We start from the raw sequence: 12,098 nt of genomic DNA on the forward strand, positions 1-12,098 counted from the left end.
CGCGAGGTCCAGCCCCCCCTCGGGGGCCGTCCCCACCCGCGCGTTCGTCACCGCCCGCTACGCCGACGCCGCCCCCGCCGCCTGGGGCCTCGACGTCCCCGGAGTGATCACCGGCCTCCCCAGGTCCGCCGCCCCCGCCATCGCCCTCACCTTCGACGCCTGCGGCGGCCCCGGCGGCTCCGGCTACGACGCCGCCCTCGTCGACACCCTCCGCACCCACGGCGTCCCCGCCACCCTCTTCCTGAACGCCCGCTGGATCGACGCCAACCCCGCCACCTTCGAGAGCCTCGCCGCCGACCCGCTCTTCGAGATCGCCAACCACGGCACCGCCCACCGCCCCCTCTCCGTCACCGGCCGCTCGGCCTACGGCATCGCGGGCACCCGCGACCCCGGGGAGGTCCACGACGAGATCGCGGGCAACCTCGCCAAGCTCACCGCCCTCCTCGGCCGCCCCCCGGCCTTCTTCCGCTCCGGCACCGCCCACTACGACGACGTCGCCACCCGGATCGCCGCCGACCTCGGCCAGCGGATCGCCGGCTTCAGCACCAACGCCGACGGCGGCGCCACCCCCCCCGCCGCCCAGGTCCGCCGGGAACTCCTCGACGCCGCCCCCGGCGCCATCGTCATCGCCCACATGAACCACCCCACCGCCGGCACCGCCCCCGGCCTGGCCGCCGCCCTCCCCACCCTCCTGGCGGCCGGCCGGACCTTCACCCGCCTCTCCGACGCCTTCCGCTGACCCCCTCCACGAGCTGCTCACCGTCGACGCCCTCGGCGGGCCGGGCACTGCCGGCCGCGGACACCGGCAGTGCCGCCGCCACCCGGTACCCGGGCCCGTACGGGGCCGCGCTCAGCAGCCCGCCGTACAGCGCCACCCGTTCGCGCAGCCCGAGCAGCCCGTGCCCGGTCGACAGCTCCCGCCGGTCGTCCGGCGGCCGCCCGGCGCCGTCGTCGACCACCTCGATCAGCAGCGCCCGGTCCCAGGTGATCCGCACCACCGCCCTGGTCCCCGGACCGGCGTGCTTGGTGATGTTGGTCGCGGCCTCCTGGACCAGCCGGTAGGCGGTCCGGCTGACGCTGTCGTCGATCCGCAGCGGGGCGCCCCGGGTCTCCACGGAGATCCGGACCCCGGACTTCCGGACGTCCGCCAGCAACCGGTCCAGATCGCCCAGCCCGTGGCTGTACCCGCACTCGACCGCCGCCTCGGAGCTGCGGAGCAGCCGCAGCATGTGCCGCAGCTCCGCCATCGTCGACCGGCCGAGGTCCTCGATGTGCCCGAACGCCTCCCCGCGCGCCGGATCCTCCAGGGCCGTGACCCGCGCCGTCTCCGCCCGCATGACGATCACCGCGACGGCGTTCGCGACGATGTCGTGCAGCTCCCGGGCGATCCGCACCCGCTCCTGGGTGACCCGCAGCCGTGCCTCGGCGACCTCCTGCCGGTGCCGTTCGGCGGCCTCCTCGGCGGCCCGGCTCCACCGGGCGAAGCCCCAGACCACCAGCGTCACCGGGACGTAGAAGGCGAGGTTCGCGACGAGCACGGAGGCGAGCCGCGGGCCCTGGTAGTTGCCGATGGTCTCGGCGATCGCCAGCCCCAGCGGCACCAGGGTGAGGAACAGGGCCGCGTACGCGACCGGCCGTCGGCACGACGCGGCGACGGTGTAGAGGGCGATCATCAGCCCGAAGCAGGGCACGTAGTCGAGCGCGTTCGCCCAGGAGAGCAGGTCGGAGCCGGCCGAGACCACCCAGACCACGCCGAACACCGCCACCGGCCACCGGCGGCGCACCACCAGGGCGGCGGCCTCGCCCAGGGCGAGCAGGACCATCCACAGCCGCTGGTCCCGGCTCGTCCAGGGCGCGAGCACGGTCCCGAAGTAGAACAGCTCCGGGACGACCGCCGCGAGCGCCAGCGCGACGTCCTGCCAGCAGACCGGCGGGGGGAGGCCCGGTCCGGTGTCCCGGGCCTCCCGCGGCCGTTGCGGCGCCGTCGCCGTGATCATCGGGATCACCCCGCGGCCCGGTCAGGCCGCTTCGGTGGCCGGAGCCGCGGACGCCGGGCCGGGGCGCCGGCAGCAGTTGGGGCTGCTGCCGCAGGTGCCGCAGCCGAAGTCCTCGGCGCTGGAGTGGACGTACTGCTCGAACGCCGGGCCGAGCCACCACTCGTCGGGCGGGCCGGGCTTCCGGGCCGGGCGCACCACCCGGAGGCCGAGTTCGGTGTAGACCGCCCACTGGTCGCCGTGGTGGCGGACCAGGAGCTCGGCGACCCGTTCCGGTGTGGAGGTCACGGTGGGAACCTCGAACCGGGTCGGCCAGATCAGCGACAGCAGGGCCGCCGCAGTGCTGATCCCGTCCCCGTGGACGGCCGCCAGGCCGATGCCGGCGACGGGGAGCACCTCGGCGGTGCCGTCGTGCCCCGGTGACCGGGAGATCCGGAGGATGTATCTGCGCCACGGGCTCGCGAGCTCCCGGGGCGGATCCGGGACCAGCACGGTCGAGCCGCTGGTCATGAAGCCGTGTGCCAGCAGCTTGCCGGGCACTCCGTCCCGTACCTGGGTGTGCACGGTGACGAGCAGGGCGGGCGCGGCAGTGACGGAATGGCCGGTCATGGTGGTACCTCGTAACCGTCCTGGCCCGCTCCGGTTCCGGCGGGCGCTGTACTCCCACCCTGCGCCCGGCCCTGTCCCGGGAACATGAGCCCCAGGCCCCACCCGCGCCCCGACTACCGCAGGACGGTGATGGCGGTGGCGAGGTGGCCGTCGTGGACGCGCCAGTGGCCGTCCAGGGTGGGGAGCGGGGAGGGGACGAGGAGGACGGCGGTGAAGGTGCCGTCCGGGCGGAGGGTGAGGTCGGCCTCGGAGAAGTCGAGGAAGGTGTGGGTGAGCGGGAACCAGGTCTTGTAGACGGACTCCTTGGCGCTGAAGAGGATGCGGTCCCAGGGCGTGCCGGGGTGGGCGGTGGAGAGGGCGGTGTTGCGCTGCTGCTCGGCGGGGAGGGCGATCGCGTCGAGGACGCCCTCGGGGAGCGGGAGGGCGGGTTCGGCGTCGATGCCGAGGGAGAGCACGTCCTCGGCGCGGGCCACGGCGGCGGCGCGGAAGCCGGCGCAGTGGGTGAGGGAGCCGACCACGCCCTCGGGCCAGCCCGGGGCGCCCCTTGGCCCGGGGACCAGCGGGCGGTACGGGACGCCGAGGCGGCCGAGGGCGAGCCGGGCGCAGTGGCGGACGGTGGTGAACTCGCGGCGCCGGGACTCGACGGCGCGGGCGATGACCGCCTCCTCCTCGGGCTCCAGGCGGGCCTGGGGCGGGTCGGAGTAGGCGGTCTCGACGACGACGGGCGCGGGCAGGAGTGCGCTGATCACTGTTCCCCCGGGACAGGACGGACGACAAGGTTCTGCGGGGACAGGCTATTCGAACGCGGCGGCGGCCTCCCGCAGGGCCCGGGCGACGGTCTCCGGGTCGTCGGGGGCGGGGTCGCCGGGCCGGTAGGTGACGGCGCGCAGGCCGCCGCCGTAGCGGAAGGAGCGGTGGCGCTCGTACACCGGCCAGGAGACCGGGGACTTGCGGTCCACGCCGACGCTGATGCCCTGGAACGGGGCCATCCCGATCAGCTGGTGGACGGGGCCCAGCCGACCGGTCTCCGCGCCGTCGACCAGCACCCGGAACGCCCAGCGCAGGCCCGGGACGGCGGTGGCCTCGACGGTGACCAGACGGGCGCCGGGGGCGAGCGGTCCGGCGTCGGCCTCGAAGAGTTCGCCGTACTGGTTGTAGGCGAGGCGCAGCCGGCCGTCCTCGACGTAGAGGCTGTAGCCGCCGCCCTGGTCGCCGTGCGAGACCAGCACGCCGGCGTCCTCGGCGCCGTGGTGGGCGAGTTCGACCTCGACGGTGAAGGAGCGGAAGGAGATCAGCCGGGACGAGCGGTAGCGTTCGAGCTCGGGGGTGCCGGCCAGCAGGCGCAGCGGGCGGCGCAGCCGGGCGTCGTCCGGGTGGCGGCGGGCGAGCGCGCCGCTGCCGTCGGCGAGCGGGAAGACCCCGTTGTCCCGGGCGGCGAGCTCCCAGGCCGCTGACAACTCCTTGACCAGTGCCGGGTGTTCGGCGGCGAGGTCGTGGATCTCGGTGGGGTCGGTGCGCAGGTCGTGCAGGGCCCACTCGCCGTCCTCGTACGGGGTGCCGGGGCGGTGCAGGGTGACCAGCTTCCAGCCGTCGCGGTAGTAGCTGCGGTTGCCGGTCATCTCGCAGTACTGCTCGTGGTGGGTGGAGCCGGCGGTGGGGTCGCGCAGGACGCTGGTGAAGGGGAAGCCGTCGAGGGACTGCACGGGCTGTCCGGCGCGCCGGGCGGGCCGTTCGACGCCGGCCAGGTCCAGCAGGGTGGGCAGCAGGTCGGTGACGTACTGGTACTGGGTGCGGACGCCGGGATCGCCCTCGGCGCGGGGGAGGCCGGCCGGCCAGGACAGTACGAACGGGACCCGCACCCCGCCCGCGTGGGTCTGGCCCTTGTAGAGGCGGAACGGCGTGTTGGAGGCCATCCCCCAGCCGCGCGGGTAGTGGACCAGCGAGCGCGGGCCGCCGATGAGTTCGACCTCGCGCTCGACGTCGGGGTTCCAGTCGGCGGGGAGGTTCGGGTGGTGGACGAAGCGGCTGAAGTAGCTGCGGGTGCCCTCGGCGCCGCCCTCGCCGGTGCCGCCGTTGTCGGAGGTGAACACCACGATGGTGTTGTCCAGTTCGCCCAGCTCGGTGAGGGTGTCGAGCAGCCGCCCGAGGTTCTGGTCGACGTTGTCGACCATGGCCGCGTAGACCTCCATGTACCGGGCGTACAACCGCCGCTCCGGTTCGGTGAGTTCGCTCCAGGGGCCGACCTCGTGGCCGGACTCGGCGTTGCGGTCCGGCAGTTCGGTGCCGGGCGGGAAGTGGCCGGCGGCGAGCTGGCGGGCGAAGCGGGCGGCGCGCAGTTCGTCCCAGCCGCCGTCGTAGCGGCCGCGGTGGCGGGCGAGGTCGGCGGGCTTGGCCTGCAGCGGGCCGTGCACGGCGTTGTGGGCGAGGTAGAGGAAGAACGGCTTGTCGGCGTCGTGGGCGCGCAGCGACTTCACCATGTCGATGGCGCGATCGGTGATGTCGTCGGTGTAGTAGTAGTCGTCGGGGAACTCGTCGATGTCCAGCGGGCTGTTGTCGCGGACGAGTTGGTGCGGATGGAAGAGGCTGGTCAGGCCCTCCAGCACGCCGTAGTACTGGTCGAAGCCCTTCTGCAGCGGCCAGTTGGCGCGGTTGTCGGCGGCGTTGGAGGCGGAGTCGCGGGTGAGGTGCCACTTGCCGACGGCCCAGGTGGCGTAGCCGGCGTCGTGCAGCAGCTCGGCCAGGGTGGGGATGTCCCCGGCGACCTCCATGCCGTAGCCGGGGAAGCCGGGGTCGGCGTTGGCGACGAAGGAGTAGCCGACCCGGTGCGGGTTGAGGCCGGTGAGCAGGGCCGCCCGGGCGGGCGAGCAGAGCGGCATGGTGTGGTAGTTGGCGAGTTTGACGCCGCGCTCGGCCAGGCCGTCCAGAACGGGGGTGGGGACTTCGGCGCCGAACGGGCCGATGTCGCTGTAGCCGAGGTCGTCGACCAGGACGACGACGATGTTGGGCGCGCCCTCGCGCGGGCGGACCCGTTCGGGCCAGGCGGGCGTGGATTCGGCGAAGGTGCGGCCGACGGTGCCGGGGAAGCCCTGGTAGGGGTCGCGGCGGGACGGGCTGCTCATGCGGTGCTCCGGGAGGTGAGGACGGGGGCCGGCGCGGGGTACAGGCGGGGGACGGCGGCGAGGAGTTCGGCGGTGTACGGGTGCTCGGGGGCGGTGACGACCCGGTCGGCGGGTCCGGTCTCGACGATCCGGCCGCCGTGCAGCACGGCGATCCGGTGGCTCACCTGCCGTACCACCGCGAGGTCGTGGGCGATGAAGAGGATGGCGAGGCCGAGGTCGCGCTGGAGCCGGGCCAGCAGGTCGAGCACCTGCGCCTGCACCGAGACGTCGAGTGCGGAGACCGGCTCGTCGCAGATCAGGACGCTCGGTTCGGGGGCCAGCGCCCGGGCGATGCCGATGCGTTGGCGCTGCCCACCGGAGAAGGCGCGGGGGTGCCGGTCGGCGCTCGCCGGGTCGAGGCCGACCTGCTCCAGGAGTTCGGTGACCCGCTTCGCCCGCGCGGCCCGGTCGCCCAGGCCGTGGGCGATCAGCGGTTCGGCGACGATCTGCCCGGCGGTCATCCGGGGGTTGAGCGAGGAGTACGGGTCCTGGAAGACCAGTTGCACCTCGCGCCGGGCGGTGCGCTCGCCGCCCCGGCCGAACTCCTCGCCCCGGAAGCGGATCCGGCCGCCGCTCGGGGCGTGGACCTGGACCAGGGCGCGGGCCAGGGTGGACTTGCCGGAGCCGGACTCGCCGACCAGGCCGAGGGTCTCGCCGGGGTGCAGCTCCAGGTCGACGCCGTCCAGCGCGGTGACGGCGCGCCGGCGCGAGCCGTAGGTCTTGCGCAGGCCGGTGACGGTGAGCAGCGGTTCCGGTCCGGGGACGCTGTTGGCGGCCGCCCCGGAGGGGGTCTCCAGGCGGGGGACGGCGGCCAGCAGCTGCCGGGTGTAGGGGTGTTGGGGCGCGCCGAGGAGTTCGGCGGTGGTGCCGGACTCGACCACCTGGCCGTGCCGCATGACCAGCAGCCGGCGGCAGGTCCGGGCGATCACCCCGAGGTCGTGGCTGATCACCACGAGCGCGGTGCCGGTCTGCCGGTTGATCCGGGTGAGCAGGTCCAGGATCTGCCGCTGGACGGTCGGGTCGAGGGCGGTGGTGGGCTCGTCGGCGACCAGGACCTCGGTGTCGTTGGCGAGCGCGAGGGCGATCATGACGCGCTGGCGCTGCCCGCCGGAGAACCGGTGCGGGTGGTCGCGCAGCCGCCCGGCGGCGTCCGGGATGCCCACCAGGTCGAGCAACTCCACGGCACGGGCGGCGCGTTCGCGGCGGTCGGGGTAGGCGCCGTGGGCGCGCAGGGCCTCGTCGAGCTGGCGGCCGACGGTGAGCACCGGGTTGAGCGAGGACATCGGGTCCTGGAAGACCATGGCGATCCGCCGGCCGCGCAGGGCGCGCAGGGCCGGTTCGGGGAGGGCGGCGAGGTCCTGGCCGTCCAGTTCCACCGAGCCGCCGGTGATCCGGCCGCCGGCCGGGAGCATCCGCAGCAGGGCGAGGGCGGTGGTGGACTTGCCGGAGCCGGACTCGCCGACCAGTCCGAGGGTGTCGCCGGCGGCGAGCTCGAAGCCGACGCCGTCGACGGCGGTGGTGCCGTCGAACTCCACGGTGAGGTCGGTGACCTTCAGGACGGTGCGGGGCGGGGCGTCGGCGGTCGCCGTCGGCGTGTCGGCGGTGCGGTGCGGGGTGCTGGCGGTCATCGGCGGATCCCCCGGTTCAGGGCCTCGGCGATCAGCGTGAAGCCGAGCACCAGCGCGGTGGTGGCGGCCAGCGGGGCGGCCGCGAAGGTCGGACGGGTGGCGAGGTAGCCGACGGACTGGCTGAGGATGGAGCCGAGGGTGGGCTCCGGCGGGCGCACGCCCAGCCCGAGGAAGCTCATCGCGCCCTCGATGAAGACGCCGACGGACAGGGCCACCGCCGCCTGCACGATCAGCGGATCGACCGCGTTCGGCAGGACGTGCCGCAGCAGCACCCGGGGTCGGGAGGCGCCGCCGACCCGGGCCGCGAGCGCGTACTCGCGCTCCCGCTGGACCAGGATCCCGGACCGCAACTGGCGTCCGAACAGCGGGATCTCGGCGAGCGCGATGACGATGAACACCGGCCAGCGGCCGGGCCCGAGCACGGCCGTGACGGCCAGCGCCAGGATCAGGCCGGGGAAGGCGAGCACCAGGTCGAAGGCCCGCTGGACGGCGGTGTCGGCCCAGCGGTGGGTGGCCGCGAGCAGGGCCAGCGAGCAGCCGGCCAGCGCGCCGACCGGGACGGCGGAGAGGATCAGCGCGAGGTCGGTGGTGATGCCGTGCAGGACCCGGCTGAAGAGGTCCCGGCCGAGGTCGTCGGTGCCGAACGGGTGCGCGGCGCTCGGCCCGGCGAGTGCCGACGGCCCCTGGGCGTCGGGGTCCTGGCCGGTGAGCAGCGGGGCGAGCAGCCCGGCCAGGGCGACGGTGCCGACCAGGGCGAGCCCGGTCAGGCCGCGTCCGGTGAGCAGCCCGGCGAGGTAGCGGTTGCGGGCACGGGCCGGGGCGGTGCGCGCGGGGGCGGCGAGGGCGGTCATCGGTTACTCCCACCGGATCCGGGGGTCCAGCCAGGCGTACACCAGGTCGGTGAGCAGCTGGACGGTGACGTAGACGGCGACGATCAGCAGCAGGAGGTCCTGCACCACGGGGTAGTCGCGGCGCAGCACGCCCTGCTCGACGAGCTGGCCGAGCCCGGGCCAGGCGAAGATCCGCTCGACCAGCACGGCCCCGGCCACCAGGTGGCCGATCTGCAGGCCGAGCACGGTGACGGCGGAGGGCAGCGCGTTGGGCAGGGCGTGCCGCCAGACGATCCGGCGGCGGGAGACGCCGACGGCGGTGGCGGTGCGCACGTAGTCCTCGGTGAGGGCGCGTTCGATGCCGTCGGTGAGGTAGCGGGCGAGGACGGCGGCGCTGGGCAGGGCGAGGCAGACGGCGGGCAGCAGCAGGTACTGCAGGGCCAGGTCGGGGGCGTCGAGCAGGGATTCGTGGCCGCCGGCCGGCAGCAGGCCGAGGGTGACCGCGAACAGCAGTACCAGCAGCACACCGGTGACGAACGGCGGCACGGCGAGGACGGCGGTGGTGAAGGCGCGGACGGCTGCGCCGACCGGCCGGCGCCGGGCGGTGGCGCCGAGCACGCCGAGCGGCAGGGCGATCAGGACGACCAGCAGCAGGGCGGCGGCGGTGAGTTGGGCGGTCGCGCCGACACCGTCGGTGATCAGGTCGGCGACCTGGCCGCCGATCGCGTAGCTGGGCCCGAGGTCCCCGGTCAGCAGCTGGCCGAGCCAGTGCAGGTACTGGCCGAACAGCGGCCGGTCCAGGCCGAGTTGCGCCCGGATCGCGGCCACGGCCGCCGGTCCGGCGTCCGGTCCGGCCAGCGAGGTGGCCGGGTCGCCGGGGATGAGGCGGAGGATCAGGAAGACCAGGAAGGAGGCGAGCAGGAGGACGAGCAGGGCGGAGGGGAGCCGCTTGAGGAGGAAGGTGCGCATCGGGGTCCGGGCCCTCCGGTCAGGCCGTGAGGTAGGCGTCGTCGAGGTTGAGGTAGCCGAACTTGTTGAGGGTGGCGCCGCGTGCCTTGCCGACGGCGACCTCGGTGAGGCCGGCGATGGCGAGATCGATCACGAACTGCTCGTCCAGCAGGACGTCGGTGATCTGTCCGTAGAGCGCCTTGGCCTCGGGGCTGTCGCTGTCGGGCCGCTGCCAGGCGCGCTGGACGATGTCGGTGTAGGCGGGCGAGCTGAAGCGAGAGCTGTTCTTCGCCTCGTTGAACGGGTAGGCGCTCACCGCCAGGGTGGCGGGGTGGAGTTGGGCGAAGCCGTGGCTCAGGGTCCACAGCGCGGGCATGCTCTGCGCGATCAGCTGCTTCTGCATGGTCGGCGAGTCGGTGGGCTGGAGCACGGTCTCGATGCCGACCTGCTTCAGGTCGTACTGGAGGATCTGGGCGACGGCGGTGTTGCCGGGGTCGTTGCTGTGGGCGAACGGCAGGCTGATGCCGGTGAGTCCGGCGTCCTTGAGCAACTGCCGGGCCCGTTCGGGGTCGTGGCGGTAGTGGCCGGCGGCGTCCGTGCTGTACGCGGGGGAGGACTTGGGCCACGGGGTGGCGGAGACGGTGCCGTAGCCGCCGAGGGCCTGCTCGACCAGCCGCTCGCGGTCGACCGCCCAGGCGATGGCCTGCCGCACCCGCTTGTCGGAGACGTGCTCGGCGGTGAGGTTGGCGCCGATGTAGTAGGCGCCGGAGCCGGTGTCGTAGGGCGTGATGCGGTACTGCGGGTCGCTGCGGAGGGTGGCGATGTCCTTGCCGCGGATGCTGTAGGAGAGGTGGGTCTGACCGGTCCTGAGAGAGGAGAGCAGCGACTCCGCCTGCGGGATCACGCGGATCTCGACGCCGTCCAGGTAGGGGCGGCCGGGGTTCCAGTACTTCTCGTTGCGGGCGAAGGTGATCGAGCTGCCGGGCTTGCGCTCGGTGAAGGTGTAGGGGCCGGTGCCGATCAGCTTCGTCCCGGCGAACGCCTCCTCGACGGTGGCCGAGTCCGGGACGATCATGAACTCGAAGAGGTCGAAGAGATTGCTCACCGGATGGGCGAGGACGAGGGTGAGCTCGAAGTCGCCGTTCTTGCGGAAGTCGGTGACGGCGGCCGCGGTCGACCTCAACTGGGCCGAACGGGCCGGGTTCTGGAGGTTCTTGACCGCGAACACCACGTCGTCGGCGGTGAACCGGCGGCCGCTGTGGAAGGTCACGTCCTCGCGCAGCTTGAGCGTGACGCTCGCGCCGTCCGCGGCGACCTGCCAGGAGGTGGCGAGCTCGGGCTGCGGCTGGAGCTTGTCGTCGTAGCGGGTGAGGGTGTTGAAGACCAGGCGCTGCACGAGGGTGTTGGCGCTCTGGGCGAACAGCAGGGCCGGGGTGAAGTCGACGCCGGTGCCGACCGTGAGGACGCCGCCGCGGCGCGGGCCCGCCGCGTCGCCGGTGGCCTGCCCCGTGGCGGTGTCGGCGGCCGAGCGGCAGGCTGCCAGGGAGAGCAGGCCGGCGCCGGCGAGGCCGCCGCGCAGCAGTGTCCGGCGGGACAGGGCGGGGGCGGTGGGGAAGCTGGTCACGAGTGGGGTCCTCTGCGGGAAGGGGCGTGCGGGGTCGGCGGGTTCGGGGTCGTCGGGTGCGGGATCGGCCGGTGCGGTCGGGGGGCGGCGGTCAGGGCGTGCACCGGGCGGGTGTGCAGGGCGGTGAGCGCGGCGGCTCCGGCGGCCACGGCGAGCACATCGGCGCCGCGCTGCTGGGCGATCAGCAGGTCGGCGTCCCGCCGCAGGTGCGAGCGGCGGGCGAACTCGGTGCGCACCACGTCCAGATAGGCCGGGTCGAGCAGGGCGAAGGTCTCGGTCAGGACGAGCAGGTCGGGGTTGACCACGTCGGCCAGCAGGGCGAGCGCGCGGCCGATGACCTCCGCGCGCCGCCGCACCAGCCGGTCGGCGCGCGGGTCGCCGGCCTGGACGGCGGCCAGGAAGGCGGCCCGGTCCGGCTGTTCGGTGATCCCTTCGGCGGCCGCCGCCTCGAACAGGGTGGTGTCCGAGGCGGCGACCGCCAGACAGCCGGTCCGGCCGCAGTGGCAGAGCAGGTCGCTGTCCGGCACCGGCAGATGGGCGACGTCCCCGGTCGGCGAGGCCGGGCCGACGTGCACGGTGCCGGCGACCGCCAGGGCCGCGTCCACCACGTGGCCGACGAACAGGTGCACCATCGAGCGCCGGGCCGCCGGGTGTCCGAACAGGATCTCCGCCTGGGTCAGCGCCCGGGCGTGGTTGTCGACCTGGACGGGCAGCCCGGTCGTGTCCGCGAGCAGTGCCGCGAGCGGCAGGTCCCGCCAGCGCAACGGGTCGTGACGGACGATCAGTCCGTGCTCCCGGTCGACCGAGCCGCCGGTGACCGCGCCCAGGCCGACCACGGTCCGGCCGTCCGGCGCGGCGGCCAGCAGCCGGGGCAGCCGCTCCAGCAGCGGCCGCAGCACGGCCCGGCCGGTGCGGCCGCGATTGCTCAACTCCCGCCGGTGCAGCACGTTTCCGCGTGGATCGAGGAAGGCGAAGGTGGTGTACGGCAGGCCGATGTGCAGCCCGGCCACGGCGATCCGGCCGGTGTCGACGTCGACCGGGAGCTGCGGTCGGCCCACCGCCCCGGCGCCGGGGGCGGTCAACTCCGGCCGCTCGTGCAGCAGTCCGAGCCGGACCAGGTCGACCACCTGGCGGGAGACCGCGGCCGGGCTCAGACCGGTGAGCGCGGCCACCCGGCCGCGGGCCACCGGGCCGTGGTCCAGCACCGCCCGCAGGACGGCGGCGGCGTTGACGTCCCGCCGGGCGTCCCCGGTGCGCGGCCCGCCGACGGGCGTGGCGGGGGCGGTCTCCGTGACCATGCTTCGCCT

Annotated in this window: 10 protein-coding genes; 1 reads left to right on the forward strand and 9 read right to left on the reverse strand. The window is 74.5% G+C overall.

Annotated features, from left to right (window positions below; all coding sequences use genetic code 11):
- The coding region (locus ADK60_RS39695) for a polysaccharide deacetylase family protein (RefSeq protein WP_053651805.1) at positions 1 to 739 on the forward strand (739 nt) is incomplete at its 5' end.
- On the opposite strand, the gene ADK60_RS39700 is transcribed toward ADK60_RS39695, so the two are convergent.
- The 9 genes from ADK60_RS39700 to ADK60_RS39740 form a co-directional block, all read right to left on the reverse strand.
- Positions 711 to 1,997, reverse strand: coding sequence for a sensor histidine kinase (locus tag ADK60_RS39700; RefSeq protein WP_159400767.1), 1,287 nt, complete (start codon positions 1,995 to 1,997; stop codon positions 711 to 713). The two genes, ADK60_RS39695 and ADK60_RS39700, sit on opposite strands and share 29 nt — an antisense overlap.
- 21 nt (positions 1,998 to 2,018) lie before the next feature.
- Positions 2,019 to 2,603: a hypothetical protein gene (locus ADK60_RS39705; RefSeq protein ID WP_053651809.1), complete on the reverse strand. Its 585-nt coding sequence runs from the start codon at positions 2,601 to 2,603 to the stop codon at positions 2,019 to 2,021.
- 113 nt (positions 2,604 to 2,716) lie between these two features.
- Entirely contained in the window at positions 2,717 to 3,352 is a 636-nt protein-coding gene (locus ADK60_RS39710; protein WP_053651812.1) for a 4'-phosphopantetheinyl transferase family protein, read from the reverse strand.
- Positions 3,353 to 3,397: 45 nt separating this feature from the next.
- Positions 3,398 to 5,722: an arylsulfatase gene (locus ADK60_RS39715; RefSeq protein ID WP_053651814.1), complete on the reverse strand. Its 2,325-nt coding sequence runs from the start codon at positions 5,720 to 5,722 to the stop codon at positions 3,398 to 3,400.
- Positions 5,719 to 7,389, reverse strand: coding sequence for an ABC transporter ATP-binding protein (locus ADK60_RS39720; protein ID WP_079009079.1), 1,671 nt, complete (start codon positions 7,387 to 7,389; stop codon positions 5,719 to 5,721). Before ADK60_RS39720 ends, ADK60_RS39715 begins: the two co-directional genes overlap by 4 nt.
- Positions 7,386 to 8,240 (reverse strand): ABC transporter permease, encoded by an 855-nt coding sequence (locus ADK60_RS39725; RefSeq protein ID WP_045941188.1) that lies wholly within the window; start codon positions 8,238 to 8,240, stop codon positions 7,386 to 7,388. The genes ADK60_RS39720 and ADK60_RS39725 overlap by 4 nt, the downstream gene beginning before the upstream one ends.
- A 3-nt stretch (positions 8,241 to 8,243) precedes the next feature.
- Positions 8,244 to 9,188 carry an ABC transporter permease gene (locus ADK60_RS39730; protein ID WP_053651816.1) on the reverse strand — a complete coding sequence of 315 codons (945 nt, stop codon included), beginning with the start codon at positions 9,186 to 9,188 and terminating at the stop codon, positions 8,244 to 8,246.
- A 19-nt stretch (positions 9,189 to 9,207) separates the two neighbouring features.
- Positions 9,208 to 10,791: an ABC transporter substrate-binding protein gene (locus tag ADK60_RS39735; protein WP_053651818.1), complete on the reverse strand. Its 1,584-nt coding sequence runs from the start codon at positions 10,789 to 10,791 to the stop codon at positions 9,208 to 9,210.
- Positions 10,788 to 12,089 carry an ROK family transcriptional regulator gene (locus tag ADK60_RS39740; RefSeq protein WP_053651820.1) on the reverse strand — a complete coding sequence of 434 codons (1,302 nt, stop codon included), beginning with the start codon at positions 12,087 to 12,089 and terminating at the stop codon, positions 10,788 to 10,790. The genes ADK60_RS39735 and ADK60_RS39740 overlap by 4 nt, the downstream gene beginning before the upstream one ends.
- Between the last annotated feature and the right edge of the window lie 9 nt (positions 12,090 to 12,098).

It is taken from the genome of Streptomyces sp. XY431 (assembly GCF_001279805.1).
GTDB lineage: Bacteria > Actinomycetota > Actinomycetes > Streptomycetales > Streptomycetaceae > Kitasatospora > Kitasatospora purpeofusca.

What these genes read in the sequence shown, in the direction of transcription:
- ADK60_RS39700 (WP_159400767.1), bottom strand. Translation starts at nt 1,997, where the DNA reads ATGATCACGGCGACGGCGCCGCAACGGCCGCGGGAGGCCCGGGACACC.
- ADK60_RS39705 (WP_053651809.1), bottom strand. Translation starts at nt 2,603, where the DNA reads ATGACCGGCCATTCCGTCACTGCCGCGCCCGCCCTGCTCGTCACCGTG.
- ADK60_RS39715 (WP_053651814.1), bottom strand. Translation starts at nt 5,722, where the DNA reads ATGAGCAGCCCGTCCCGCCGCGACCCCTACCAGGGCTTCCCCGGCACC.
- ADK60_RS39720 (WP_079009079.1), bottom strand. Translation starts at nt 7,389, where the DNA reads ATGACCGCCAGCACCCCGCACCGCACCGCCGACACGCCGACGGCGACC.
- ADK60_RS39725 (WP_045941188.1), bottom strand. Translation starts at nt 8,240, where the DNA reads ATGACCGCCCTCGCCGCCCCCGCGCGCACCGCCCCGGCCCGTGCCCGC.
- ADK60_RS39730 (WP_053651816.1), bottom strand. Translation starts at nt 9,188, where the DNA reads ATGCGCACCTTCCTCCTCAAGCGGCTCCCCTCCGCCCTGCTCGTCCTC.
- ADK60_RS39740 (WP_053651820.1), bottom strand. Translation starts at nt 12,089, where the DNA reads ATGGTCACGGAGACCGCCCCCGCCACGCCCGTCGGCGGGCCGCGCACC.